The organism is Actinopolymorpha sp. B17G11, assembly GCF_040196095.1.
Lineage (GTDB): Bacteria > Actinomycetota > Actinomycetes > Propionibacteriales > Actinopolymorphaceae > Thermasporomyces.
The window spans coordinates 99,536-125,884 of the sequence record NZ_JBEFTW010000002.1; the positions used below are offsets into that span (position 1 = coordinate 99,536).

Here is a 26,349-nt window from a genome sequence, read left to right on the forward strand (position 1 = left end):
CATGGAGCGCGGCGCCTGGCAGTTCTGGATCGACCGGGGCGGCACGTTCACCGACGTGGTCGCACGCCGTCCGGACGGTTCGTTGCGTACCCACAAACTCCTTTCGGACAACCCGGCGCGCTATGCCGACGCCGCGGTGGAGGGGGTTCGCCGGCTGCTGGACCTGGGCCCGGGCGAACAGGTGCCCGCGGAGCTGGTCGAGTCGGTCCGGATGGGGACGACGGTCGCGACGAACTCCCTGCTCGAGCGCACCGGAGAGCGCACCGTTCTCGTCATCACCAAGGGATTCGCCGACGCGCTGCGGATCGGCTACCAGAACCGCCCGCGCATCTTCGACCGGCACATCGAGCTGCCCGACCTGCTCTACGAACGCGTGATCGAGGTCGACGAGCGGATCGCCGCCGACGGAGCCGTCCTGCGTCAACCTGACCTTGACGATCTCGCTGGACCGCTGCGACAGGCGTACGACGATGGCATCGGCGCCGTCGCGATCGTCTGCCTGCACAGCCATCTCTACCCGCAGCACGAGCAGGAGATCGCCAAGCTGGCCGAGCGGATCGGCTTCGGTCAGGTGTCGTCGTCGGCCGAGGTGAGCCCGCTGATGCGGGTGGTGCCGCGCGGTGACACGACTGTGGTCGACGCGTACCTCTCGCCAGGGCTGCGGACCTACGTCGACGAGACCGCACGCCAGCTCGCGGGCGTACGCCTGATGTTCATGCAGTCCAACGGCGGCCTGGCAGAGGCGGGGCATTTCCGCGGCAAGGACGCGATCCTGTCCGGCCCGGCAGGCGGCATCGTCGGCATGGTGCGGATGTCGCGGCTCGCCGGCTACGAGAAGGTGATCGGCTTCGACATGGGCGGCACGTCGACCGACGTGTCGCACTACGCCGGCACCTACGAACGCGTCTCCACCACGATGATCGCCGGTGTCCGGCTGCGTTCGCCGATGCTCGACATCCACACCGTCGCGGCCGGCGGTGGGTCGATCCTGCACTTCGACGGCGCCCGTTACCGGGTGGGGCCCGACTCTGCCGGCGCCGATCCCGGTCCGGCGTCCTACCGCGCCGGTGGCCCGCTCACCGTCACCGACGCCAACGTCATGCTCGGCCGGATCCAGCCGGCGTACTTCCCCCAGGTCTTCGGCCCGAACGGCGACCAGGCGCTCGACGTGGCCGTCGTGCAGCAGCGGTTCGCCGAACTCGCCAAGCAGATCTCGACCCAGACCGGCGACGACCGCAGCCCCGAGCAGGTCGCCGAGGGCTACCTGCGGATCGCCGTCGCCAACATGGCCAACGCGGTCAAGAAGATCTCGGTCCAGAAGGGCCACGACGTCACCGAGTACGTGCTGACGACGTTCGGCGGGGCGGGCGCGCAGCACGCGTGCGCGGTAGCGGACTCACTCGGCATCCACACGGTGCTCGTACCTCCGATGGCGGGAGTCCTGTCGGCGTTGGGGATCGGCCTTGCCGACACGACGACGATGCGGGAACAGTCGGTCGAGTCCCGGCTCGACCACGCCGTGCTGCCGCGCCTTGCGGAAGTCGCCGACAGTTTGGCCGACGCCGCCAGCGACGAACTGCTGGACGAAGGCGTACGACCGGACCGGCTGCGGCTCCTCCGCCGGGCCCACCTGCGCTACGAGGGCACCGACACCGCACTACCGGTGACGCTCGCCAACGTGGACGAGATGGTGGCGGAGTTCGAAGCCAGCTACCGGCGTACCTACACCTATCTCATGGACCAACCGCTCACCGTGGAGGCGGTGTCGGTCGAGGCCGTCGGTCTCACCGAGCAGCCCGATCTCTCGCACGTGCGCGACGACGACTCCGGGCCCGTGCAAGACCAGGTTGACACCATCCGGATGTACGCAGGCGACCGCTGGCTCGACGCTCCGCTGCACCGCAGGGAGCATCTTCGTACGACCGACACGGTGACCGGGCCCGCGATCATCGCCGAGGCCAACGCGACCACGGTGGTCGACGAAGGCTGGGCCGCCACCGTCACCGACCACGGCCATCTGAAGGTGGAACGCGTCCGGGCGCCGGTCGAGGACGGGGAACTCGACACCGCCGTCGACCCGGTGCTGCTGGAGATCTTCAACAACCTCTTCATGAACATCGCCGAACAGATGGGCGCCCGCCTGGAGTCGACCGCGCAGTCGGTCAACATCAAGGAACGCCTGGACTTCTCCTGCGCACTCTTCGACCCCGACGGCAACCTCATCGCCAACGCGCCGCACATGCCGGTCCACCTGGGCTCGATGGGCGCGAGCGTGCAGGAGGTCATCGCCCGTCGTGGCGAGAAGATGAAGCCGGGCGACATCTACGCCGTCAACGATCCGTACCACGGCGGCACGCACCTGCCCGACGTCACGGTCGTGACGCCGGTCTACGACACGGCGGCCTCTCCTGGGGGCAGTCGCGTGCTGTTCTACGTCGCCTCACGCGGCCACCACGCCGAGATCGGTGGGCTGACTCCAGGTTCGATGCCCGCATTGAGCCGGACGGTCGACGAGGAGGGTGTGCTCTTCGACAACTGGCTGCTGGTCGACGGTGAGGGTGACAACGGACGGCCGCGGTTCCGTGAGGAGGAGACGCGCCGGCTGCTCACCGAGGCGCCCTATCCCTCGCGTAGTCCCGACACCAACATCGCCGACCTCCGTGCCCAGATCGCCGCCAGCGAGAAGGGTGTCCAGGAGGTGCGCGCGATGATCGACCACGTGGGACTGGACGTCGTACAGGCGTACATGCGACACGTGCAGGACAACGCGGAGGAGTCGGTCCGGAAGGTCATCGACACCCTCGACGGCGGCGAGTACGCCTACGAGATGGACTCGGGCGCTCTGATCAGGGTGAAGGTCTCCGTCGACCGGGCGAACCGGGAGGCGACCATCGACTTCACCGGGACGACGGCCCAACTCGACACGAACTTCAACGCGCCCGCGTCGGTGGCAAAGGCGGCGGTCCTCTACGTCTTCCGTACTCTCGTCGACGACGACATCCCGCTCAACGACGGCTGCCTGCGGCCGCTGCGCATCGTCGTGCCGGACGGTTCGATGCTCGCTCCGGAGTTCCCGGCCGCGGTCGTCGCCGGCAATGTCGAGACGTCCCAGGCGGTCACCGGCGCGCTCTACGCAGCGCTCGGCATCCAGGCGGAGGGCTCGGGAACGATGAACAACGTGACCTTCGGCAACGAGCGGCACCAGTACTACGAGACGGTCGCGTCCGGGTCGGGCGCGGGCGACGGCTTCGACGGGGCGCCGGTCGTGCAGACGCACATGACCAATTCGCGCCTGACCGATCCCGAGGTGCTCGAGTGGCGGTTCCCCGTGCTGGTGGAGAGCTTCGCGATCCGCCGGGGAAGCGGCGGTGCCGGTCGCTGGCGCGGCGGCGACGGGGCGGTCAGGCGACTGCGGTTCACCGAGGCGGTCACGGTGAGCACCTTGTCGAGCCACCGTCGGGTTGCTCCGTACGGTCTGAAGGGCGGAGAGCCAGGCGCCCTCGGACGCAACCGGCTCGAGCGGGCGGACGGGACCGTGGTGGAGATGGCCGGAGCGGACTCCGTCGACGCGGGCCCAGGCGACGTTCTCGTCGTCGAGACCCCCGCCGGTGGGGGCTACGGGCCGCCGATCGGTAATTAGCTTGCTGGGCTGGCATCCTCTGGCATCCTCGGCACCGGACGGCGGCAAGGCGGCCCGCTGAGGTTGGGATCGTCGCCCTACGATGGCCCGCGTGCTACATCTGCGGGTGACGTCGCCGCCGGCGCTCACCACTGAGGTCGTGGGGTTGCTGGACAGCTGCGCCGGTGTCGCGAGCCTGTCCGTGGTTCCCGCGGCCTCGCTGCGGCCGGAGGGCGACCTGATCGCCGCCGACCTGGCGCGTGAGTCGGTCGAGGAGGTCCTCCAGGCGCTTCGGGGCATCGGCATCGACGTCTCCGGCGCGATCGCCCTCGAACCCATCGACACCATCGTGTCCGTTGCCGCCGACCGTGCCGAACGGGCCGCACCCGGCGAAGGCGCCGACGCGGTGATCTGGGAGGAGGTGGTCGAACGCACCGAGTCCGATGCCGCTCTGTCGAAGACCTTCGTGTGGTTCCTCTCCATCGCGGCGACCCTCGCGGCGATCGCGGTCATCCTCGACTCGGCCATCCTCGTCGTGGGCGCGATGGTCGTCGGGCCGGAGTTCGGGCCGCTCGCCGGTATTGCCGTGGGCATCGTCCATCGGCGGTTCGCGCTGATCCGTACGTCCCTGGTCACGCTCGTCGTTGGCCTCGTCACGGCCGTCCTCGTCACGGCTTCTGCCTGTCTGATCGCGGCGTGGTTCGGGTGGATCGACAGCTCGGTCCTCGCCCAGCCACGCCCGTTCACCGGGTTCATCTGGACGCCTGACCGGTGGTCGTTCGTCGTGGCGTTCATCGCCGGCACCGCGGGCATCCTGTCGCTCACGTCGGCGAAGTCCGGTGCGCTGGTCGGCGTCTTCATCTCGGTCACGACGGTGCCCGCGGTCGGCAACTTCGCGCTGGCGCTGGCGTTCGCCGACGGCGCGGAGATGGCCGGCTCGGCGAGCCAGCTGGCGATCAACATGAGCGCCATCGTGCTGGCCGGTGTTCTCACCCTGCTTGTGCAGAAGCACGGAGGGCGGAGGGTGCGCCGGCTGGTCGCTGCTCGCCGCCCGACCAGCTGACCGGACTCAGCCGATGACCTGCCAGATCGCCGACTCGAGCAAGGTCTCGATGATCGTCTTGGTGATCTGGCGGAAGATCGGGATCTGCACAAGTGAGGCGCCGAATGTCGCCACGGCGGTGGCGATCGCCTGGGCGATCGCGATGGCGAGGATCACCAGCTGGATCATGGCGTTGATCTTCAGCACCAGCACGATCGCTGCGTAGAGGAAGAGCCCGAGACCGAACCCCATGCCGGCGTTCGACGCGATGTCGAGATTCCTGGTGCCACCGTGCTCGTCCCACATCTGCTTGAACGCTTCGACCGCTGGACCCTCGTGACCCGTCCACACCTGGAGCGCGGCCTTCTCGGCGTCGGTGGAGATGCCCCCGAGGTTGCCGGAGAAGTCGAGCCAGGTCTGGCCCATCTTGAACAGCTTCTCCTCATCGGCCTCGGGCCAGTTGATGCCGATCATGCCCAGCACGCCGACCAGCTCACCCGGAAGCTGGAGTCCCACTTGTGCCTACCCCCTTGTCAAATCGCCGGGCGCCCGATCAGACGGCGTCCAGGCCGTTGCCCACCTGGTTGAACATCTCCTGCCCGGCCGTCTCGTTGTCGCGGTAGGTGGCCGCCACACCGTCGAGCGCCTCGGCGTGCGAGACGAGGTCCTCCTGGAGCTCGCCGAGCTTCTCGAACGCGAGCTCCGACACCGCGTCGTGCGTCGCACCGATCAGCATGCCGAGCTCGTCGCCGCCCCAGGGTTGGCCGTAGCCGGCGATCTCATCCTGGGTTGCCCGTAGTTCGCGGCCGAGTCGCTGTGCCACCTCGTCGACGTCGCCAGCCGCACGGTTGAGTTGCGTCCAGCCGACGTCGACCTTTTCTCCTGCCATGGCTAGCCCCTGTCATCCCGGTCGAGCCGGTCCTGCACGTCGGCGATGGCGGTCAGGTAACGCTGCATCTGGGCCACTGACTGGTTCTGGAACTCCTGCAGGCGTTCCATCAGCTGTTGCTGGTCGGGTACGTCAGGCAGTGCGGCGGAAAGGCGCTGTTGGAGATCTTCCAGCGCGGCGTTCGCGGCGGTCAGGAATGCCTCGGCAAGCGATGCGGAGTCCGAGCGCAGCGCCCGCGGGTTCAGCTCGACCGACTCGAGCCGCCCGCCGGGCTTCGCGGTGACCCGGACGTGGCCGTCGAGCGCTTCACCGACTCCGCGGACCTGTTCTGTACGTTCGTCACTCTCGTCGTCCTGCTCGACAATCGGTCGCAGGGCGGCGAGTGACTCGCTGAAGAGCCGGTCGAAATCGCTCGCGCTGACGTCCGCCATCGCAGTACCCCCGATCGTGTGCGACACCAGCCATGCCGGCCTCGTCATGGCTTCTACGAGGGTAACCAAGGCGTGATCGTTTCGGTACCGCAACCCTGTGAACAAGTTTCACGTGATCGCCTTCTTAGCATAAATTGTCCGCAGACCCGATGACGGGAGGGCCTGTTGTGGCACGGGTGCGAGGCGGGGCGCGCGGATCTACCAAGATCGCACGCGCGATCGTGCGGAAGCTGGAGAAGATGTCTGGGCATCGGCCCAGAGTGCATGTGGAGGGCGCGGGGCGCTCCCGCAACTGGAATCCGAACATCATGCGCTACCGGCAGCACAGGAGAATCCACAACCGGTGGAAGCCCAACGAGATCCATCACGTCTACAACCCGCGTGCGGGCAGCAACTACGTCTACATGACCGACGGGCGCGGGCGAGTCAGCCGTGCCGAAGGGCGGTTGGTCTTGAACAAGGGCTCGCGGCACCGGCGCCAGCAGCAGATGGCGGGAACCGGCGTGGGGCGCCCTGGTGACCACGGTGGTCACCTGTTCGGAACCCGGTTCGGTGGCGCCGGTGAAGGCATCAACATGGTCCCGATGACCGGACGACTCAACAGTGGCGGTCGCTGGCAGGCTATGGAGGACCAATGGGAACGCGAGCTGCTCGCCGGCAACCAGGTGGACGTTAAGATCGTCCCGAAGTACCAGGGCGACGGGGAACGGCCTGATTGGTTCAAAGTGACCCATACCGTCACCGAGCCAAACGGAGGTTCGCGTACGGTGACGCAAGTGTTCGCGAACCGCTGAGAGGATGAGGGTTGGTGGCGGACCACAACGGTCACGGCGAGCTCTTTCAGGCAATCGGCCAGGCGCTCGTCGATGAACTCCCGGACGAGTGGGAGTCTGTGGACGTCGAGTGCGAGATGATCGACTTCTCGTCCCGCTTCGCCTGCGCCTACACGGCAGCGGGTGGGGACTTGGTTGCCTTCGAGGTGCCCGACGAGCTCTATCCCCTCTTCACGGAGCTTCGCGGCGAGATGTACGAACCCGGCAAGGGAGCTTGGTACAAGGCCCGGTTCCAGATGGACAGCAGCGGGAAGTTCGGCGTCGACTTCGACTACGACTCCAAGCCCAACCTCACCGGTGTCCTCGATGAGGACTATCTGGAGGATCTCGAGAAGTACCCCCGTGATCGGGAGCTCATCCCAGCCTGGATGCCGAGACCCGCCGACACGCCCTAACCCGGTGTCAGCGAGCTCCCAGCGCAGTCCTCTGGGTGCGGCACGAGGGAAACCCGTGGCGTGCTGCCGCCATGGTGTCGGTATCCTCGGCAGGATCTGTCACATGGCGATGACGCCATGAGCCCACTGAGGGGAAAATGCCGTGATCCTGCGGATGTCGACGCTGTTCCTTCGCACGCTACGCGAGGATCCGGCGGACGCCGAGGTACCGAGCCACCGACTGCTGGTGCGCGCAGGCTACATCCGCCGGACCGCGCCGGGCATCTACTCCTGGCTGCCGCTCGGCTGGCGTACCTACCTCAACGTCGAGCGGATCGTGCGGGAGGAGATGGACGCCGCTGGCTTTCAGGAGATCCACCTGCCGGCGCTGCTGCCACGGGAGCCGTACGAACGGACCGGCCGCTGGACCGAGTACGGCGACCTCCTCTTTCGGCTGCGCGACCGCAAGGGCAACGACATGCTGCTCGGCCCGACCCATGAGGAGATCTTCACCCTGCTGGTGAAGGACCTCTACTCGTCCTACAAAGACCTTCCGCTGTCGATCTACCAGATCCAGTGGAAGTTCCGCGACGAGGCGCGGCCCCGGGCCGGGATCCTGCGCGGGCGGGAGTTCTCGATGAAGGACTCCTATTCGTTCGACATCGACGACGCGGGGCTGCAGACGTCGTACGACAAGCATCGTGTGGCCTACCAGCAGACCTTCGACCGGCTCGGCCTCGACTACGTCATCGTCTCGGCCATGTCGGGGGCGATGGGTGGCTCGCTCAGCGAGGAGTTCCTGTCGCCGTGCGAGGTGGGCGAGGACACCTACGTCCGGTGCACCTCGTGCGACTACGCGAGCAACACAGAGGCCGTCGGCGTCCCGGTGCCTGAGGCCCTCGCCTACGCCGACGCGCCCGTCGCCCACGTCGAGGACACTCCCGACACGCCGACGATCGACTCGCTCGTCGACTACCTCAACTCCCAGCCGGACCTGAGGCGGGAGGACCGGCCGTGGCAGGCTTCCGACACGTTGAAGAACGTCATCGTCAAGGTCGTCCACCCCGGCGGTGACTTCGAGCTGCTCGCGGTCGGCGTCCCGGGCGACCGCGACGTCGACGAGAAGCGGCTCGGCGCCCAGGTCTATCCCTCCGCCCTCGCCGCCGCGACGGACGAGGACTTCGCCGCCTACCCTGGGCTGGTCCGGGGCTACATCGGACCGGAGGCGCTGGGCGAGACCAAGACCGCCAAGGTGCGTTACCTGCTCGACCCACGCGTGGTCCCGGGCACCCGCTGGGTCACCGGCGCCAACGAACCCGACAAGCACGTGGTCGATCTCGTTGCCGGTCGCGACTTCGACGGCGACGGCACCGTCCTCGCCGCCGAGGTCCGCGCGGGCGATCCGTGTCCACGGTGCGGCAGGCCGCTGGCGATGGCCCGCGGGATCGAGATCGGGCACATCTTCGCGCTCGGGACCAAGTACGCCGAGGCGCTCGACCTCAAAGTCCTCGACGAGCACGGCAAGCAGGTCGTCGTCACGATGGGGTGCTACGGCCTCGGCGTCAGCCGGGCGCTCGCGGCGATCGCGGAGAACAACCACGATGCCAAGGGGCTCATCTGGCCGCGCGAGATCAGCCCGGCCGACGTGCACATCGTGGCGACCGGCAAGACCGACGCACCGTTCGAGGTGGCCGAACGACTTGCCGCCGACCTGGATGCGAAGGGCATCCGGGTGCTGCTCGACGACCGGCACGCGGCCAGCCCGGGAGAGAAGTTCAACGACGCCGACCTGATCGGCATACCCACGATCGTGACCTGCGGTCGCAGGATCGTCGACGGCAAGGTCGAGATCAAGGACCGGCGAACCAGCGAGCGGATCGACCTGCCGATCGACGATGTGGTCGACCACCTGGTCGAGGTCTGCGCAGAGTCCTGATCCTCTGCAACCGGACGGAAAATCCATCGGCGATCGGTGCGATCCCGGTTAGCGTCGGGCCGATGGGACCCAACTCCGAGGAAGTCGTCGAAGCCGGCTATGACGAGATCGCTGCGCGGTATCTGGACTGGATCAACCAGGTCGAGGACGACCCGCGCCTGCGTTACCTCAACGATGTCCTGACGCTCTTTCCCACTCGGCCTGCCGCTCTCGATCTCGGTTGCGGAGCCGGTGTGCCCTGCACGGCCTTGCTCGCCGAACGCGGTGACGCAGTAGGAGTCGACATATCCGCCGCCCAGCTCGAACTGGCCCGCCGCAACGTTCCCAAGGCCCGGTTCATCAAGTCCAGCATGTCCACGGTCACATTCGCGCCCGCCAGCTTCGACCTGGTGACCGCCTTCTACTCGATTCCCCACGTCCCGCGTACCCAGCACGCAGACCTGCTCCAGCGCATCGCGGAGTGGCTGCGACCCGGCGGCCACCTCCTCGCCAGCCTCGGCCACCGAGACCATGACGTCATCCATGACATGCTTGGTGCACCGATGGTCAGCAGCAGCTACGGGGCCGCAACCAACCGTCGCATGCTCCTCGACACCGGACTCACCCTCCTGACCGACGAGATCGTCACCTGGCATGGCGGCCATGTGACCTACCAGTGGGTGATCGCCAGCAAACCCCACCCCTGAACGCCACGCGGAGCCCTGCTTATGTACCCAGAGCTCGACGCCGATGAGCGCACGACGCTCGGCCAGTTCCTCGATCAGTATCGTCGCCGGGCACTCTCGCGACTCGAACGGCTCTCGGACGCGCAGGCGCGAACGAAGAGTTTGCCGGCTACAGACCTGACGCCCGGTGGGGTCGTGAAGCATCTCGCGCACATGGAGGATCACTGGTTCATTGCACGGATCGGAGGAGGCGAACTTCCTGAGCCGTGGGCGTCTGCGCCGATCGACACCCAGCCGCGGTGGGCCTTCGAGTCGGCGGAAAGCGACACAGTCGAGGAGCTTTCCGCGCTGTACCGGGCGGCCTGCGCCCGTAGTCGTCAGGTCGCCAGCCGACTTCCCACACTCGACACCACCGCGCCCCGCCCCTCGTTCGGTAAGGGCCCCGTGACACTTCGCTGGGTCATGGTGCACATGCTCGAGGAGACGGCGTGCCACACGGGCCATCTCGACCTGCTCACCGATGCCATCACCGCGCAGGATCCGTGACTATCCGCACTCTGTTGACTATGCAACGTGACTTTCGAAGCATTCTCCTACAGTCTGTCGAATCCACGTCAGTCGTCCGACGTAGAGGCGTACGGACCAAGCGCACCTGCTGGAAGGAGAGCCGCCATGGCTCAGTACGCGGTTCTGATCTACGCGAACGACTCCGCCCACGCTCCGGAGGCCACGCCTGCTGACACCGGGTCCTGTGACCAGCACGCACAGGAGTTGGTGGCTGCGAACTCGATGGTGGTGGCCTACGCCTTGACCCCTCGGGACATGGCGACCTCGATTCGTGCCGACTCGATCACCGATGGCCCCTTCATCGATTCCAAGGAAATCGTTGCCGGCTTCTACATCATCGAGGCGCCGGATCTGGACGCGGCCCTGGCAATCGCCGGCACCAACCCAGCGATTCGCGAGGGTGGCGGGGTGGAGGTGCGGCCCGTTCACAGTGGTGGCGTCGTGGAGCGTACGACCGAATGACGGACCGTGCAGCGGTCGAATCGGCGATCGTCGACGCGCACCGTCGTGAGTGGGCCCTTGTGGTCGCCGCGACGGTGCGCGTTGCACGAGAGTTGGACCTCGCCGAGGAGTGCGTGCAGGAGGCGTACGCAACCGCGCTGGAGAGCTGGACTCGCGAGGGCATTCCGAACAACCCGGCGGCCTGGCTCACGACTGCGGCGAAACGGCGTGCGATGGACGCCCTCCGGCGGGATCAGACGTTCCGCTCGAAGTTGCCGTTGCTGGTCGAACCCGACGTCTCGGTCGAGGACACTGCCATGGACGAGCTGCAAAGGGAAAGCGAAGATCCAGAAGACGTCGTTCCGGATGAACGGCTGCGCCTGATCTTCACGTGTTGCCATCCGGCACTTGCGCAGGAGGCACAGGTTGCCCTCACCCTGCGATTGGTGTGCGGGGTGACGACGCCGGAAATCGCGCGCGCATTTCTCGTTTCCGAGCCGACGATGGCCGCTCGAATCACCCGGGCCAAGAAGAAGATCAGTGGAGCCCGAATTCCTTATCGCGTGCCGCGGTCAGCCGAGCTGCCTGACAGGTTGGGGGCGGTGCTCGGCGTGATCCATCTGCTGTTCACGACCGGGCACACCGCGCCGTCCGGAGCGGCGTTGGTGAAGGCCGATCTGGTTGACCTCGCGCTGCACCTGACCCGGATGCTGCGCGAGCTGATGCCCGACGAGCCGGAGGTGCGAGGACTGCTCGCGCTGTTGTTGGTCATCGATGCACGACGCTTCACCCGGGTTTCCGGGAACGGACGGCTGTTGCGGTTGGAGGAGCAGGACCGATCGCTGTGGGATCGAGCGGCTATCGCCGAAGCCCACGATCTGATCGTCGGTGCACTACGTAGCGGCCAGCCGGGGCGCTATGTCCTGCAGGCCGCGATTGCCTCCCTCTACGCCGAGGCGCCGTCGTACGACGAAACCGACTGGTCGCAGATCGTTGCCCTCTACGACAAGCTGCTCGACGTGTGGCCGTCACCCGTTGTCGGGTTGAATCGGGCCGTCCCCCTGTCCAAGGTCTCCGGTCCGGAGGCTGCGCTGGCAGAGGTGGAAGCGTTGGAGAGCGCCGGGCAACTCGCCGGATACCAGTACCTACCAGCGGTCAAGGCAGACCTGCTCGTACGACTCGGTCGTCTCCCACAGGCCGCTGAGGCATACCAACGGGCGCTGGAACTGACCGAGAACAACGCCGAGCGCGAGTTTCTGTCGGAGCGACTGAGGTCTGTCCAGTGACGTGATCGACCCGTTTCGAGTGGCCGATGGAGCAGCGCGCCATCCTCGAGTCAAGGCTGGGCCAGGATGATCTCCCGGCGTTCGTCGTAGCGCCAGGCGGTCTCGGCGTCGGTCAGGTGGACGCCACCGATCCAGCGGTCGATGCCGTTGTACGCAAGCTGGTCGGCACGCCCGGCGAGGACCTCGTGCCCGGCGTCGGTCAACTCGACCGTACGCCTGGCAAAGTCCGCACCCTCACCAAGCGCAAGGAGAGGTTGACGCCCCGATGCGAGGCCGCGCATGATCGCGAAACAGGGCCAGTCGCCGAGGTACGGTCGGCGTTCCCGGCGCCCCACCTCGGCGAATGCGGCGCCGGCGTTCTCGGCGCCGTCCTCGACGGCGAGCAGGATCCGCCGCTGCGTAAGGGAAAGCCCATCCGTAAGAGCCGGGTACTCCTGCATGAGTCGGCCGAACGCCTCACCCAGGTAGCGCAGGACCGGCGACTCGATGCGCGCGACGCGCGCAAGCCCTGACGGATTCGGTGAGGTGAACGCATCCCACGCCGTGGCGGCGATGTCCAGCGCCTCCTGCGTGACGGTGATCTCGTCCTCGCGGAGCCGAAGAAGATCGGCGGCCTGAAGCTGCCCGAGACCCCCGAAATGCGCGATTCCGGGAAACTCGCCCGCTGATACGAGTGAGATCCGCTCAGGTGCGACGCCGAGCCGGCGCAGCCGGGCGAGGACCTCGATGAGCTGCAGCTGGTCGTACAGATCGGCCTCGAACCACAACACCAGCTGATCGTTTGCATGGTCGGCGAGCTGCTGGTCGCGGTCCTCGAAGCCACGGAGGATGTCCGGGAGGTCGCCCCAGTCCTCGCCGGCGATGAACTCCGCCCGTACCCTGCGCAGTTCGGCGTCGGCGAGCCCGCTCGGCACCGGGCCTTCGTGGAGGACGTCGCGCCACGGCAGGATCGGTTCCACGATCCCGGCAGCGCGCAGGGGCGCCACCGTGGCGTCGCCGTTGGTGACGTGCAGGACGCCCGAGCGGTTGTCAACCTGGGCTTGCGCTTGGTGAGTGTGGAGGTGGGCCCGGGCGGTGGCGTAACTCTCGCCGGTCTTCGCCATGCGGGCGCGAACGCGTTGTTTGAAGGCAGATTCTCTGGTCATGTCGCCTGTCTCCTCCGATGACCCTGCACCGAGCTTCCCCCAGCGAAGTCGGGCATGGTCGCGGTGACAGGTGATCATGATCCACACCGAGGTCGGTTCCCCTTTGCCCCCTGAGGCGATCCCGCTGGGGAGGATCTGAGGAGGTTCGGCGTGGGTGGCTCGCCAGAGGTCAGCATAGACGAAGTCGCGCGAGGGATCCTCGGGCGTACGACCTCATTCGTCCGTCACTCGTCCGCCGGGCGATGTCGAGGGTCGGGCCGCGGAACCGACCTCTTGGTGAAGGACCACCTGGTCCGCACCGAGCGAGCCTGGGTTCACCACACCGGGTTTGCCGCTCGTTGATTCACCGCACACTGGTTCACCGCACAGAGGAGGAGACGATGACCACAGTCACCGCGGACCTGGCGATGTCGCTGGACGGGTTCATCGCCGGACCGAACGCCGGGGTGGGCAACCCGGCGGGCGACAGCGGCGAATGGCTGCACGCGTGGTTCGCCGGACTGGCGAGCTGGCGGGAGCGGCAGGGTCTCGCCGGCGGCGCCCACAATCGAGACTCGGAGATCATCGGCGAGTGGTTCGACGCGACGGGCGCGGTGGTCATGGGCCGGACGATGTTCGACACGGGTGAGGTGCCGTGGGGTGAGGACCCGCCGTTCAAGGCACCGGTGTTCGTCCTCACGCACCGGCCACGCCCCGTCCTCGTCAGACAAGGGGGTACGACCTTCACCTTCGTCACGGACGGCATCGAGAGTGCCCTCGATCAGGCCCGTGCCGCTGCCGGTAACCGGAACGTGGACATCGCCGGTGGCGCCGCCACCGTGCAGCAGTTCCTCGAGGCCGGCCTGCTCGACGAGCTGCAGGTGCACGTGGTGCCGGTGCTGTTCGGCCAGGGTGTCCGACTGTTCGACCGGCTGCAACCCAGCCTGGTGGAGCTCGAGAAAGTACGAGTCGTCGACACCGCCGACGTCACCCACCTGAAGTACCGCCTCCGCAGGTGAACCGGCAACTGGCGCCGGCAACTGGCGCCGGCAACTGGCGCCGGTGGTGCGGGCGGGGCGTCAGCGGCCGACGGCGTAGTTCTGCATCGACCGCGGGTTGGCGCCTGCCGCCACCACACCCGTGTCCGGGTCGCGCGTCACCGCGCACAGCCTGCCGAGACTCCACGGGCCGGAGCGGGTGACCACGTGGCCGCGGCGTTCGAGTCCGGCGATCACGGAGTCGCCGAGCCGGTCTTCGACCACGAGGCTCCGCGGTTCCATCGTGCGCGGGTAGAACGAACCGAGGAAGCTCGCCGTATGCCACGCCGGCGCGTCGATCGCCTCCTGCAACGACATCCCGCCCGCGAGGTGGCGCAGCAGGAACAGCAGTTGCCACTGGTCCTGCTGGTCACCGCCGGGTGAGCCGCAGGCGAGGACCGGACGACCTTCCCGCATGACCAGCGTGGGGGAGAGCGTGGTCCGCGGGCGCTTGCCGGGCGCCAGCGACGATGGCAGCCCCTCTTCCAGCCAGAACATCTGCGCGCGCGTACCAAGGCAGAAGCCGAGCTCGGGAATCGTCGGCGAGCTCTGCAGCCAGCCACCGCTCGGCGTCGCCGAGATCATGTTGCCCCACCGGTCGACGACATCGACGTGGCAGGTGTCACCGCGGGTACGTCCGGTCGCACCGACGGTCGGTTCGCCAATGGTGCCGCTGAGGTCCTGGCCAGAACCACGTCGCCCCGCGTACGCCTGCGGCAGGCGAGGCGTGCGGCCCTGCGGCGTGCCGGGGCGGAGCTCGTCGGAGGCGAGGGCCCCGACCAGGCTCGCCCGCTGCCGGGCGTACGGCTTCGTCAGCAGGGCAGGAAGCGCGGAGTCGAGCACGTCGCCGTACCACGCCTCCCGGTCGGCCATCGCGAGCTTCATCACCTCGGTGACGAAGTGGACGCCGCGTTCGGTACCGAGGTCGAGCTCGCCGGGTTCACCCAGCGCATCGAGAATCGCCAACGCCTGAAGGAGAACCGGCCCCTGGCCCCAGGCCGGCGTCTTCGCGACGGTCAGGTCATTCCACTCCATGGTGGTGGCGAGCTCCCAGTTGGCCGACCACGTGGCGAGGTCGTGGCCGGTCACGAGGCCGCTGTGGTCACGTCCGCTGGAGTCCCGGAACGGCCGCTGTGAGAACACGTCGATCGCCTCCGCCACGAAGCCATGCCGCCACGCGTCGCGGGCGCCCTCGATCTGCGCCTCCCGGTTCGTACCCGCCGCCTCCGCTTCGTCGACCAGGCGTTCGAGAGTGGAGGCGTACGCCGGATTGGCGAACAACGCATGCGCCTGCGGCAGCTTGCCGCCCTGGAGCCACAGCTCCGCCGACGTGTGCCAGTGCTCGCGGAACAGTTCCTCGACGGACCCGACCGTCGCGGCGGCCCCGGCGGCGAGCGGATGTCCAGCCTTCGCGTAGCCGATCGCCGGCTCCAGGACGTCGCGCAGCGGCCAGGTGCCGTGGTCGCGCAGGAGTAGCAGCCACGCGTCGACAGCGCCCGGGATCGTCGCCGCCAGCGGCCCGGAACCCGGCACCAGGTCGAGCCCGAGGTCGTGGAAGTGCGCAATCGTCGCACCGCCGGGGGCGACACCCTGCCCGCACAACACTTTCGGAATGTGGTCGTCCGCGGTCGCGACGATGGCCGGCACCTCGCCGCCGGGACCGTTGAGGTGCGGCTCGACCACGTGCAGGACGAAACCGGCACAGGTCGCCGCGTCGAAGGCGTTGCCGCCACGTTCGAGTACGCCCATCGCCGACTGGGAGGCGAGCCAGTGCGTCGCGGCCACCATGCCGAACGTGCCGCGCAGCGTCGGTCGGGTCGTGAACGTCATGGGGACTCCTCCTGGCGTAGGGATGCGGCGTTCTCGGATCCGGCGCTGGAGCCGGTGCCGGAGCCGGTGCTGGAGCCGGTGCCGGTGCCCGCGGCGTCGCGGATGTCCGGGCCGCTCCCGTCGTCGCCGACCAGATGGCAGGCGACCCGGCGCCCCGTGACCTCGCGGAGCGGCGGCACCTCCACCGAGCACCGCGCGACGGCGACCGGGCACCGCGTGTGGAACCTGCACCCCGGCGGCGGATCCACCGCGGACGGGATGTCACCGGACAGGACGACGCGGGTACGGCTGCGTTGGCGCCCCGGGTCTGGCACGGGCGCCGCCGAGAGCAACGCCTGGGTGTACGGATGTCTGGGCGCGGCGAAGATCGCCGCACTCGGACCGTGTTCGACGAGCTGGCCGAGGTACATCACGGCCACGTCGTCAGCGAGGTACTCAACGGCTGCGAGGTTGTGGGTGATGAACAGGCACGCGAACCCGAGGTCGCGTTGCAGGTCCGTGAGCAGGTTGAGCACGGACGCCTGGACCGACACGTCGAGTGCACTCGTGGGTTCGTCGGCGACGAGCAGCGACGGTGAGGACGCCAGAGCCCTGGCGATGCTCACGCGTTGCCGCTGGCCGCCGGACAACTCGTGTGGATAACGGTGTGCCAGCTCCGGCCGCAGCCCGACCCGGCGGAGCGCCTCGGCGGTGATCTCCTCACGCTCGGCTTTCGACCGCGCGAGCCGCAGGAGACGCAACGGTTCACCCACGATGGCGCCCACCGACAGCCGTGGGTCCAGGGAGCTGGCGGGATCCTGGAAGACGATCGCGACGTCGCGCCGGTGGGGGCGCAGGCCACGCCGGCTGAGACCGGTGATGTCGGTCCCGTGCAGCCGGACCGTGCCGGAGGTGGGTTCGAGCAGGCGTACGACGCACCGCCCGACGGTGGACTTGCCCGACCCGGACTCACCGACGAGGGCGACGACCGAGCCGCGGCGGATGGTGAGGGACACGCCGTCGACGGCACGGACCGGGCCGAAGTGCATGACCAGGTCCTCGAGTTCGAGGACGAACGCGCCGTCGGCCGAACCGGCACTGCCGGCTGGAATCGCGTTGCCCACTTGGCCCTTCTCGCTCGTGGCCCGGTTCATGTCGTCGCCTCCGCCTGCTCGTGGCCGGGGACCGTCACAGGAACGGGATGCCAGCAGGCGACCTGGTGATCGTGCCGGGCGCCGGGTGACTCCGCGAGCGTGGGCTGGCTGGACCGGCAGAGGTCGTCGGCACCTGGGCACCGGTCGGCGAACGTACACCGGTCGGGCGGCGCCTCCAGGACCGGGACGAGCCCGGGGATCTCCTGGAGCCGATGGTCTCCCTCGCCCCGGCGGGCGGTCGGGATCGCACCGAGCAGCGCCGTCGTGTAGTGGTGTCGTGGCCGGGCGAAGAGTTCCTCGACCCGCGCCTGTTCGACGACTCGTCCGGCGTACATCACGACCACGCGGTCAGCGATGTCGGCCACCACCCCGAGGTCGTGGGTGATGAGCAGGACGGAGGTGCCGAGCCGGTCGCGCAGGTCACGGATCACGTCGAGGATCCCGGCCTGGACGGTCACGTCGAGTGCGGTCGTTGGCTCATCGGCGACCAGCAGGGTCGGGTCGCAGGCCACCGCCATCGCGATCACCACCCGCTGCCGCATGCCGCCGGAGAGCTGGTGTGGATACTCGTCGACCCGGCGTTCGGGGGAAGGAATCCCCACCAGGGCGAGGAGTTCGACCGCCCGCGCCCGCGCTGCGGCGCGGCTGAGCTTCTGGTGCACGTGCAGGACCTCGGTGATCTGCCGGCCGACGGTGAGCACCGGGTTGAGCGAGGTCATCGGCTCCTGGAAGACGTAGGTGACGTCGCGCCCCCGTAGCGGGCGTAGCACCCGCTCGGGCGCGCCCACCAGCTCCTGGTCGCGGAGCCGGACCGACCCCTCGATCTCGGCGGTGCCGGGCAGCAGGCCGGCAAGGCCCAGCGCGGTGACGCTCTTGCCGCAGCCCGACTCACCCACCACGGCGACGATCTCGCCCGCGCCGACGTCGAGGTCCACCCGGTCGACGGCCGACACCACACTGTCCTCGGTGCTGAAGCGGACGGAGAAGTCGCGGACGGTCAGCACCTTGCTCGCGTCCGCCGGCGAGGCGGGCGGCGACGCGGGCGGCGGCGGGGGAACGGATGGCAACGCGGTCACCGGCGGTTCGCCCTCCTGGCAGAAGTCTGCGGGTCGAGGGCGTCGCGAAGACCGTCTCCGAAGAGGTTGAACGCCAGTGCCACGACCATGATCGCCACCCCGGGGATGATGGCCGTCCACGGTGCCCGCGCGGCGTACTGCTGCGCGTCGGCCAGCATCGTCCCCAGGCTCGGCTGCGGCGGCCGGATGCCCAGGCCGAGGAACGACAGCACGGCCTCGCCGAGGATCGCGACCGGGATCGCGACGGTCGCCTGCACGATGATCGCCGAGGTCGCGTTGGGCAGGATGTGCCGGACCAGCACCCACGCGTCGCTCGCCGACGACACCACCGCCGCCGCCACGAAGTCGAGCGACTTGAGCCGGAGCGTCTCGCTGCGCACGACTCTCACCATGCCAGGAATCTGCGCGATCCCGATGGACACGGCGGCGTTCGTGAGACTCGGCCCGCGAATGGCCGCCAGGCCGACCGCGAGGATGAGGAACGGGAACGCCAGCACGAGGTCGGTGAACCGCGAGATGACCGCGTCGAGGGTGGGGGAGTACCCGGCGGCCAGGCCGAACGGTACCCCGGCCGCGAGCGCGACGGCGACGGCGAGCACGCTCGCCTGCAATGACGACTGCAGGCCGAAGAGGATGCGGGAGAAGATGTCCCGGCCGAGGTCGTCGGTCCCGAGCAGGTAGCCGGCCGAGCCAGGTGGGGTGAACGCCACGTCGAAGTGCGTCTCGTCCGGGGCGTAGGGCGCGAGCAGCCCGGCGAGCAACGCACCCAGCAGAGCCACCGTGAGCACGGCGAACCCGGTGAGCGCCAGTGGGTTGCGCACCAGCCGCCGGACCAGGCGCCGCCCGCGCGGCGGCCTGGGTCCCGCCTGCTGGACGTCCGGGGTGAGCGCCACGTCGCCGCCGCTCATCCTTCCCGCCCCCGGACCCGGATCCGCGGGTCGATCACCGAGTAGAGCAGGTCGACCAGGAGGTTGATCACGATGTACGCCGTCGCGGTGACGAGCACGACCGCCTGGATGACGGGATAGTCGCGCTGGAACACGGCGTCGATGGTGAGCTTGCCGAAGCCCGGCAGTCCGAAGATCCGTTCGGTGACGACGGCGCCGGAGATGAGGGCGCCCAACTGGAGGCCGACGATCGTGACGACCACGATCAGGCTGTTCCGCAGCGCGTGCCGGATGATGACCGTGTGGGTGGGCAACCCCTTCGCCCGTGCGGTGCGTACGTAGTCGGTCGACAACGCCTCCAGCATCGACGACCGCGTCTGTCGCATGATGACCGCCGCCAGACCGGTGCCGATGACGAACGCCGGCAGCACGAGATGGTGGAGGTTCGCCACCGGATCCTCGGTGAAGGGAACGAATCCCGAGGCGGGGAACAGCCGGACGGCGACGGCGAGGTACAGGATCGCGATCAGCCCGAGCCAGAAGTTCGGGATCGACAGCCCGGCAAGGGCCGCGCCGTTCGCGACCCACTCGGTGAACCTCCCCCGGCGGACCGCGGCGGCGACCCCGGCGGCGATGCCCACCAGCGCGGCTATCGCCAGAGCGAAGATCGACAGCTCCAGCGTGACCGGCAACGCCGTGGCGAGCATGTCGGTGACCGGAGTGTCGGTACGGATGGACGTCCCGAGATCACCCCGGACACTGTTGGCGACGAACCGCCAGTACTGCACGGGAAGCGCGTCGTCGAGGCCGTACTTCGCCCGGATCGCCGCCAGGGAAGCGGGATCGCGTTCCTCGCCGGCGAGGGCGAGGGCCGGATCCCCAGGCAGAGCACGCATCCCGACGAACACCACGACCGTGGCGAGTACCAGCGTCACCACCGACTGCCACAACCGGTGCAGGAGATAGGCGCCCATCGGTTCCTGACGTCGCTCCCTTCCCGGCTGCCGGTGCGGATCGGTCCGCTCGTCCTCGTCGCCTCGTTGGCTCCTACTTCGTGAGTCCCGCCCTGGCGACCCGGATCACGCCGTCAGGAAACACCTGGACCCCCTTCACGTCGTCGGAGACGCCGGTCAGGTTGCGCGCGCGGTAGAGGTAGATGAGCGGTTCCTGCTCGCGCAGTGTGGTGGCCACCTGGCCGTAGAGCTCCGCCCGCTCGGCGGTGTCCTGGGACTGCCGCGCCTTCGTCAGCAGGTCGTCCAGCTCGGGGTCGGAGAAGCCCGAGACGTTCTGGCTGGCCTGCGTACCCACGAAGTTCGTGATGTTGGCGTCCGGGTCCACCCGGCCGGACCATCCGAGCTGCAGCAGTTCGAAGTCGCCGCGGTCCTGCTGGTCGAGCAGAGTGGAGAACTCCGTGGGCGTGATGACGATCTCGAAGCCGCTCGACTTCACCATCGCCTGCAGTGCTTGAGCGATCCGCAACGCATCCGGTGTGTTGGTGGCCAGCATCTCGATCTTGTACGGCGTCTTCACACCCGCCTCCTCCAGCAGTTCCTTGGCCTTGGCAGGGTCGTGGGCGCGACATTCCTGAGCGGCGTCGCTGGTGAACTCCGTCGCCGGGGAGATCGGTGAGCAGGCCACCGAGTAGAGGTCGGCGAAGACCGTCTTGACGAGCGCTTCGCGGTCGATCGCGTGGTCGAACGCCTGGCGTACCTTCGCGTCCTTCGCGTGCGGTTTGTCGATTTGCTTCGCCGGCTCGGTGACCCCGTCGGTGTTGCCGATGTTGAACGTCACGCCCTGGTAGCCGAGGCTTTCGGACTCGAGCAGCGTGATGGCCTGCTCCTTCTCGAGCGCGGCGACGTCCTGCGTCGAGACGCTGTCGGCGACCTGCGCGTCACCGGAACGCAGGTTGGCCGAGCGGATGCTCGCGTCGGTGATGACGCGGTAGACGATCCGGTCGAGGTGGACCTCCTCGGCGTCGTAGTAGTTCGGGTCCTTCTCCAGCTCGATGGAGTTCTGCGGCACCCGCTTCACGACCTTGAACGCGCCGACACAGATCGGTGCGGTGGCGAACTTGTCGCCCAGCTTGTCCAGCTGCGCCGGGCTCATCACCATGCCCGCACGGTCGGCGAGCGCCGCGGTGAGGGGCGCGAAGGGGGCCGACAGGTGGATGACGACAGTCTCGTCGTCAGGCGCCTCGACCTTCGTGATCGGGCCAAGCTCGCTCACCCGGGCCGATTCGGGCAGGGTGAGGTTGCGGTCGAGGGACGTCTTCACCGCAGCGGCGTTGAACGGCGTGCCGTCGCCGAACTTGATGCCCGTACGCACCTTGATGGTCACGGTCTTGCCGTCGGCACTGACCTCAGGAAGGTCCGTGGCGAGTTGCGGGACGACCTTGGCCTCTGCGTCGGTGTCATAGAGCTTTTCGCACGTGGCGTTGAAGATGTACCGGCTGTAGAGCGAGCGCGCGAGGCTCGGGTCCAGCAGGTCGGGGTCGGCCGAGAGGGCGAGGGTGAGTTCGCCGCCTTCCTCGACCGCGGCCGGGTCTGCCGGCTCACCGACGTTCGTGGTCCGGGCCGCGCCGGTCTCGTCGGGCTTGGCGGAGTTGTCGCCAGCGCCCGAGTCGGTCTCCTGCCCGACCGGCGAGCAGGCCGCGGCGGCGAGCACTCCGACAGCAACCACTCCGACAGCGACCACTCCGAGGACGCGGGTCAGCAACCGTTCCCGCGACTTGGGACGCCTGCCTGAGAAGTGCTTCACCGATGACATTCCGGCCACCCCGATCCCCTTCGTTGGTGATGCGTTGGTGATGCTGCGCGGAGAAACCCACCCAAGGTCGGCAGACACCGCGCCATTGGACAGGTCGGTGCAACTGTCTGACAAGTGGTGGAACGGTAGTTCTTACCAACCGGTTCGAAACTTCACCGGACCGATACATCCGGCCGGGCGTGAAGGGCGAGCCGGCCGTCGGGAGACCCGCTCCGACCTTCCGGATGTGGCCATGCGGGCGAGCGGGTGTCGGAGGCCGTTGGCAAGATGGTCGATATGACGGTGGATGCGGTGATCTTCGACTGGGGCGGCACCCTGACCCCATGGCACCCGATCGAGTGGGGCGACCAGTGGCGGGCGTACGCCCATGCCTATGACCCGCACCACGACGAGGCCATCGTCGCGGCGCTCACCGACGCGGAGGCGGAGGCCTGGCGGCTTGCCCGTGAGGAGCACAAGGCCACCAGCTTCGACGCCATCGTCGGCGCGGCAGGGCTGGTGCCGTCCGGACCGGCGCACGAGCGAGGGGTCGCGGCCTACCAGGCGTACTGGGATCCCCACACCTACACCGATCCCGACGTCGTGCCCCTGTTCACCGCGCTCCGCGAGCGTGGCGTGGCGGTCGGCGTGCTCTCCAACACCGTGTGGCCACGGGACTATCACGAGCTGGTGTTCCGCCGCGACGCCGTGCTGGACCTGATCGACGGGGCGGTCTACACCAGTGAGATCGCCTGGACCAAGCCGCACCGGGAGGCATTCCTCGCGGCGATGCGGGCCGTGGGGGTCAGGTCACCTGAGAGGTGCGTGTTCGTGGGCGACCGGCTCTTCGACGACATCCACGGCGCCCGCGAGGTGGGGATGCGTGCCGTCCACGTGCCGCACAGCGTCATCCCGGACGTCCAGCGTGGCCATGTCGACGGCGAGCCGCACGCGGTCGTGCAGCGGTTGGCCGACCTGCTGCCGCTGGTCGACCGCTGGCGGGGATGACGGTCCGGCGCGACCGGTTCGGCCTGAAGGTCTGGCTCAGCCGTCCTACCGCTTCTCCGGAAGGCCGGGGAACGCCACCGGCGTGCCTCCCCAGGCCAGCCGGCGTTCGGCGCACTCGTGCAGGATGCGCGCGGCGAACGCCTTGACTGCCGGGAGGTCGGCGTCGGCCACGAGGTCGGCGAACACCGCGGCGCACCCTTCCTCCAGATGCACAGCGAGCCGTTTCGCTGCCGACACCCCGGAGACCTCGAACGGCAGCGCGTACGCCGCCTGCGCCGCCACCGGAACCGAGGACCGGTCCCGGATGAGGGCGGCCACCTGATCACGCAGGGACCGGTACTCGGCGTAGGCAGCGCGCCCCCGCGCGTCCTCGGCGCCGAGCCGTGGACCGAGGACGCCGTAGCCCCACACGGCGGCGTGGACTCCGGCCAGCGCCTGCTGCAGAGCCGCGATCTCCTGTTCGTCCGGCTTCATGCGTCCGCTCCGGCGAGTTGACCGGCGTGGGTGGCCTCGCAGGCGGCGATCGACGCCAGGAGCCGGGCGTGCTCCCCACCCCGGGAGGCCCGGAGGTCGGTGTTTCGGTCAGCTGCGGCGCCCTGCTCGGCGTCGATCAGAGCGGCGAGTGCGGCGCCCGGCGTGGCCGGTGCGGCCCTGCCGGCGTCGCCATTCGGGCGGGTGGACCCGGCGGGCGCCGCGGGTGCGGCGGTGGGACTGGCCGCAGTCCGCAGGGCGGCCAGATGCTGCTCATGCCGCTGGACGAAGGGCGCGAGCCGTTCCGCCAGGCCGCCGTGGCGCGCGACGACGGCGGCGTACGTCTCGAGAAGGCGTTCCTCGGCGTCCACTGCCGCTCGCAGGATCGGGACGTCGGGATCGCGGGACGGGCTCGGCCGCGCCGACCGCGTGCCGGCGAGCGGCCCGCCGGCGCGTGAGCCCTCTTCGGTACAACCGGCCAGCAGTCCGGTTGCGAGGCCGACGGGTACTCCCAGGACACCGGTCGTCGCCATCCGGAGGACCCGCCGGCGGGTCGTGTCGCCTCCCGTGGGGCCAGGCGTGAGGGAACGGACCTGGGGACGGTCGAGGTGCCCCTCGACACCCCCGCCAGAGGGCCCCTCGATGTGCGCTGTCACCCGCGTGACGTTACCGGAGGCCTCTGGCCCTTACGCCGGTTTGTCCCCGTCGACAGGGCCTTGTCACGTGGCCGCTCGGCTCCTGTCAACCCGAGCTGGACGTGGTTTGATCGGCATTTCGACCGACGGGTACGCTGACTTCGCCGGAGTTGGCCGTCATGGCCCCACGGCACAGCGCAATGGGGGCTGATAACTGGAGAGGGGAGGCGACCGCCGTGCACGGCTCTGCAGCTCGCGACCGGGTGGCCAACCTCCTCACGCCTGTCCTCGCTGACGCCGCCGTCGACCTCGAGGCTGTCGAGTTGATCCCGGCCGGGCGCCGCACTGTCGTACGGCTCGTGGTCGACGCCGACGGAGGGGTCGGGCTCGACCAGCTCGCCGACCTGTCCAGAACGGTGGGAAAGGTCCTGGACGCACACGACGTCATGGGCGAGCGTTCCTACACCCTCGAGGTGACCTCGCGGGGTGTCGACCGCCCGCTGACGGCGCCGCGACACTGGCGGCGCAACACCGGGCGGCTGGTCAAGGTCGTCCACTTCGACGGAAGCCAGCTCACCGGCCGGGTCGAGGCCGCCGACGACACCGGAGCACACCTCGCCACCGACGGCCGGACGCACCGCGTCGAGTACGCCGACGTCGCCAAGGCGCGGGTAGAGGTCGAGTTCTCCCGTTCCACCGCTGGTGGCAGCGACGACGGGACCGATGTGGACGGGGAGGGGTGAGCGATGGACATCGACATGGCGGTCCTACGCGCCCTTGAACGTGAGAAGGACATTCCGCTCGATGCGGTGGTCGAAGCGATCGAGCAGGCGCTGCTCATCGCCTATCACCGCACCGAAGGCGCTCAGCCGCACGCCCGGGTCGAACTCGACCGGCGTACCGGTCATGTCACGGTCTGGGCGAAAGAGGCCAGCCCTGACGCGGACAGCGAGGGGGAGGCCGGCGAGTCCCCGCGCGAATGGGATGACACGCCCACCGGCTTCGGACGGATCGCCGCCACCACGGCCAAGCAGGTCATCCTCCAGCGTCTTCGCGATGCTGAGGAAGACCACATGTTCGGTGAGTTCGCCGGTCGTGAGGGCGACATCGTCTCCGGGGTGATCCAGCAGGGCAAGGACGCCCGCCTGGTGCACGTCAGCCTTGGCAAGGTCGAAGGTGTCCTGCCACCACAGGAGCAGGTTCCCGGCGAGCGCTACGACCACGGCCAGCGGCTCCGGTGCTACGTCGTCGCCGTCCGCAAGGGGTTCCGTGGCCCGCAGATCACGCTCTCGCGTACTCACCCCAACCTGGTCAAGAAGCTTTTCGCTCTCGAAGTGCCCGAAATCGCCGACGGGACCGTGGAGATCGCCGGGATCGCGCGCGAGGCCGGGCATAGAACCAAGGTGGCCGTGCGTTCTCACAACCCGTCGGTCAACGCGAAGGGGGCCTGCATCGGCCCAGTCGGTGCGCGGGTCCGAAACGTGATGAACGAACTGCACGGCGAGAAGATCGACATCGTCGACTGGTCCGAGGACCCCGCCGACTACGTCAAGCAGGCGTTGTCTCCGGCCCGGGTCACCGAGGTGAAGGTCGTCGACGCGGCAGCGAAGGCGGCGCGGGTGATCGTGCCCGACTACCAGCTGTCGCTGGCGATCGGCCGCGAGGGCCAGAACGCCCGCCTGGCAGCCAGGCTGACCGGCTGGCGGATCGACATCCGGCCCGACACCGAGGTGGCGGCGCCCGATGCCGGACAAGCGGTTACCAATCCTGGCGGATCCGGCGCCCCGGACACCGGGGAGTAGGCGCTACGCAGCGGTCGAGCGCGGTGGTCGGGACTGTCCGCGCGGAGCGTCTGGGTACACTCTCCCAAGGTGGGTCGTACGGGTCGGGAACCGAAAACGCGTCCGCACGTGGTGCGAACGTGTGTCGGGTGTCGGCTTCGTACGGCGAAGTCCGAACTCCTCCGAGTCGTTCTCGAGCGTGACACCGAAACGGCCTGGCTCGTTCCAGACGTTTCCGGGCACGCACCGGGTCGTGGAGCACATGTACATCCCACACCGGAGTGCGTCGGGCTGGCTGCGCGGAGACATGCGTTTCCGCGTGCACTGCGCATCCAGGGGCCGATCGACATCGAGAAGCTCCGCCGTCACGTCGAGGCGCAGACCGAGAACAGCAACACACGCGAACAGAGGCAGGGTCTCAACCGGGGCCCCGCCCGAAGAAAAGAAAGTGGGTCGAGCGGCTCATGAGCACTCGATGAGAACCGAGCGATGAGCACGCGCAGGAACTAGCGCCTGGACCCGAGAAGAGGGCCCGGGCC

The 26,349-nt window shown here is 68.6% G+C and carries 26 protein-coding genes; 14 read left to right on the top strand and 12 right to left on the bottom strand.

The features are described from left to right. Position 1: 1 nt before the first annotated feature. Both ABN028_RS02855 and ABN028_RS02860 read left to right on the top strand, forming a co-directional pair. Positions 2 to 3,640, top strand: coding sequence for a hydantoinase B/oxoprolinase family protein (locus tag ABN028_RS02855; protein ID WP_349695517.1), 3,639 nt, complete (start codon positions 2 to 4; stop codon positions 3,638 to 3,640). Positions 3,641 to 3,731: 91 nt separating this feature from the next. After that, the gene (locus ABN028_RS02860; protein ID WP_349695518.1) at positions 3,732 to 4,682 is read left to right on the top strand and encodes a DUF389 domain-containing protein; all 951 of its coding nucleotides are present in this window, start codon (positions 3,732 to 3,734) and stop codon (positions 4,680 to 4,682) included. Positions 4,683 to 4,688: 6 nt separating this feature from the next. Here ABN028_RS02860 and ABN028_RS02865 read toward each other — a convergent pair whose 3' ends face one another. Genes ABN028_RS02865 through ABN028_RS02875 form a run of 3 tightly spaced genes read right to left on the bottom strand, consistent with a single transcriptional unit; the run spans position 4,689 to position 6,029 of the window. Next, positions 4,689 to 5,177, bottom strand: coding sequence for a WXG100-like domain-containing protein (locus ABN028_RS02865; RefSeq protein ID WP_349695519.1), 489 nt, complete (start codon positions 5,175 to 5,177; stop codon positions 4,689 to 4,691). Positions 5,178 to 5,214: 37 nt separating this feature from the next. Next, complete coding sequence (locus ABN028_RS02870) at positions 5,215 to 5,550, bottom strand: WXG100 family type VII secretion target (protein ID WP_349326338.1); 336 nt, start codon at positions 5,548 to 5,550, stop codon at positions 5,215 to 5,217. A gap of 2 nt (positions 5,551 to 5,552) precedes the next feature. Beyond that, positions 5,553 to 6,029 (bottom strand): YbaB/EbfC family nucleoid-associated protein, encoded by a 477-nt coding sequence (locus tag ABN028_RS02875; protein ID WP_349326339.1) that lies wholly within the window; start codon positions 6,027 to 6,029, stop codon positions 5,553 to 5,555. Between the two features lie 191 nt (positions 6,030 to 6,220). Between ABN028_RS02875 and ABN028_RS02880 the strand changes: the two genes are divergently transcribed. From ABN028_RS02880 to ABN028_RS02910, 7 genes are all read left to right on the top strand, one after another. Beyond that, positions 6,221 to 6,775 carry a DNA/RNA non-specific endonuclease gene (locus ABN028_RS02880; RefSeq protein ID WP_349695520.1) on the top strand — a complete coding sequence of 185 codons (555 nt, stop codon included), beginning with the start codon at positions 6,221 to 6,223 and terminating at the stop codon, positions 6,773 to 6,775. Positions 6,776 to 6,789: 14 nt separating this feature from the next. Then, a complete protein-coding gene (locus ABN028_RS02885; RefSeq protein ID WP_349326341.1) occupies positions 6,790 to 7,209 on the top strand; it encodes an immunity protein YezG family protein in 420 nt (139 codons plus the stop codon). 142 nt (positions 7,210 to 7,351) lie between these two features. Next, positions 7,352 to 9,124, top strand: coding sequence for a proline--tRNA ligase (locus tag ABN028_RS02890; RefSeq protein WP_349695521.1), 1,773 nt, complete (start codon positions 7,352 to 7,354; stop codon positions 9,122 to 9,124). 62 nt (positions 9,125 to 9,186) lie between these two features. After that, positions 9,187 to 9,810, top strand: coding sequence for a class I SAM-dependent methyltransferase (locus ABN028_RS02895; RefSeq protein ID WP_349326343.1), 624 nt, complete (start codon positions 9,187 to 9,189; stop codon positions 9,808 to 9,810). A 21-nt stretch (positions 9,811 to 9,831) separates the two neighbouring features. After that, complete coding sequence (locus ABN028_RS02900) at positions 9,832 to 10,335, top strand: DinB family protein (RefSeq protein ID WP_349695522.1); 504 nt, start codon at positions 9,832 to 9,834, stop codon at positions 10,333 to 10,335. Positions 10,336 to 10,461: 126 nt separating this feature from the next. Then, positions 10,462 to 10,818, top strand: a complete 357-nt coding sequence (locus ABN028_RS02905; protein ID WP_349695523.1) for a YciI family protein — start codon at positions 10,462 to 10,464, stop codon at positions 10,816 to 10,818. Continuing rightward, a complete protein-coding gene (locus ABN028_RS02910; RefSeq protein ID WP_349695524.1) occupies positions 10,815 to 12,083 on the top strand; it encodes an RNA polymerase sigma factor in 1,269 nt (422 codons plus the stop codon). The genes ABN028_RS02905 and ABN028_RS02910 overlap by 4 nt, the downstream gene beginning before the upstream one ends. 50 nt (positions 12,084 to 12,133) lie before the next feature. Here ABN028_RS02910 and ABN028_RS02915 read toward each other — a convergent pair whose 3' ends face one another. Continuing rightward, positions 12,134 to 13,228, bottom strand: coding sequence for a DUF1835 domain-containing protein (locus tag ABN028_RS02915; protein WP_349326347.1), 1,095 nt, complete (start codon positions 13,226 to 13,228; stop codon positions 12,134 to 12,136). Between the two features lie 380 nt (positions 13,229 to 13,608). On the opposite strand from ABN028_RS02915, the gene ABN028_RS02920 reads away from it, so the two are divergent. Beyond that, positions 13,609 to 14,226 (top strand): dihydrofolate reductase family protein, encoded by a 618-nt coding sequence (locus ABN028_RS02920; RefSeq protein ID WP_349695525.1) that lies wholly within the window; start codon positions 13,609 to 13,611, stop codon positions 14,224 to 14,226. A 60-nt stretch (positions 14,227 to 14,286) separates the two neighbouring features. Here ABN028_RS02920 and ABN028_RS02925 read toward each other — a convergent pair whose 3' ends face one another. The 6 genes from ABN028_RS02925 to ABN028_RS02950 form a co-directional block, all read right to left on the bottom strand. Then, complete coding sequence (locus ABN028_RS02925) at positions 14,287 to 16,074, bottom strand: gamma-glutamyltransferase family protein (protein ID WP_349695526.1); 1,788 nt, start codon at positions 16,072 to 16,074, stop codon at positions 14,287 to 14,289. Continuing rightward, positions 16,071 to 17,207 (bottom strand): ABC transporter ATP-binding protein, encoded by a 1,137-nt coding sequence (locus ABN028_RS02930; RefSeq protein ID WP_349695527.1) that lies wholly within the window; start codon positions 17,205 to 17,207, stop codon positions 16,071 to 16,073. The genes ABN028_RS02925 and ABN028_RS02930 overlap by 4 nt, the downstream gene beginning before the upstream one ends. Further along, on the bottom strand, positions 17,204 to 18,283 hold the full coding sequence (locus ABN028_RS02935) for an ABC transporter ATP-binding protein (protein ID WP_349695528.1): 1,080 nt from the start codon (positions 18,281 to 18,283) through the stop codon (positions 17,204 to 17,206). The genes ABN028_RS02930 and ABN028_RS02935 overlap by 4 nt, the downstream gene beginning before the upstream one ends. Next, positions 18,280 to 19,191, bottom strand: coding sequence for an ABC transporter permease (locus ABN028_RS02940; RefSeq protein ID WP_349695529.1), 912 nt, complete (start codon positions 19,189 to 19,191; stop codon positions 18,280 to 18,282). The genes ABN028_RS02935 and ABN028_RS02940 overlap by 4 nt, the downstream gene beginning before the upstream one ends. Further along, the gene (locus ABN028_RS02945) at positions 19,188 to 20,144 is read right to left on the bottom strand and encodes an ABC transporter permease (protein ID WP_349326353.1); all 957 of its coding nucleotides are present in this window, start codon (positions 20,142 to 20,144) and stop codon (positions 19,188 to 19,190) included. The genes ABN028_RS02940 and ABN028_RS02945 overlap by 4 nt, the downstream gene beginning before the upstream one ends. Positions 20,145 to 20,217: 73 nt before the next feature. Then, a complete protein-coding gene (locus ABN028_RS02950) occupies positions 20,218 to 22,014 on the bottom strand; it encodes an ABC transporter substrate-binding protein (protein ID WP_349695530.1) in 1,797 nt (598 codons plus the stop codon). A gap of 198 nt (positions 22,015 to 22,212) precedes the next feature. On the opposite strand from ABN028_RS02950, the gene ABN028_RS02955 reads away from it, so the two are divergent. Further along, positions 22,213 to 22,923, top strand: a complete 711-nt coding sequence (locus tag ABN028_RS02955) for an HAD family hydrolase (protein WP_349695531.1) — start codon at positions 22,213 to 22,215, stop codon at positions 22,921 to 22,923. A 45-nt stretch (positions 22,924 to 22,968) separates the two neighbouring features. On the opposite strand, the gene ABN028_RS02960 is transcribed toward ABN028_RS02955, so the two are convergent. After that, positions 22,969 to 23,397, bottom strand: a complete 429-nt coding sequence (locus tag ABN028_RS02960) for a ferritin-like domain-containing protein (protein WP_349326356.1) — start codon at positions 23,395 to 23,397, stop codon at positions 22,969 to 22,971. Continuing rightward, positions 23,394 to 24,050, bottom strand: a complete 657-nt coding sequence (locus tag ABN028_RS02965; RefSeq protein ID WP_349695532.1) for a hypothetical protein — start codon at positions 24,048 to 24,050, stop codon at positions 23,394 to 23,396. Before ABN028_RS02965 ends, ABN028_RS02960 begins: the two co-directional genes overlap by 4 nt. A 215-nt stretch (positions 24,051 to 24,265) precedes the next feature. Between ABN028_RS02965 and rimP the strand changes: the two genes are divergently transcribed. The 3 genes from rimP (at position 24,266) to ABN028_RS02980 (ending at position 26,278) form a co-directional block, all read left to right on the top strand. Continuing rightward, positions 24,266 to 24,772: a ribosome maturation factor RimP gene (gene rimP / locus ABN028_RS02970; protein ID WP_349326358.1), complete on the top strand. Its 507-nt coding sequence runs from the start codon at positions 24,266 to 24,268 to the stop codon at positions 24,770 to 24,772. A 3-nt stretch (positions 24,773 to 24,775) separates the two neighbouring features. Continuing rightward, on the top strand, positions 24,776 to 25,831 hold the full coding sequence (gene nusA / locus ABN028_RS02975; RefSeq protein ID WP_349326359.1) for a transcription termination factor NusA: 1,056 nt from the start codon (positions 24,776 to 24,778) through the stop codon (positions 25,829 to 25,831). A gap of 111 nt (positions 25,832 to 25,942) precedes the next feature. Continuing rightward, entirely contained in the window at positions 25,943 to 26,278 is a 336-nt protein-coding gene (locus ABN028_RS02980; protein ID WP_349326641.1) for a YlxR family protein, read from the top strand. The last annotated feature ends 71 nt before the right edge of the window (positions 26,279 to 26,349 follow it).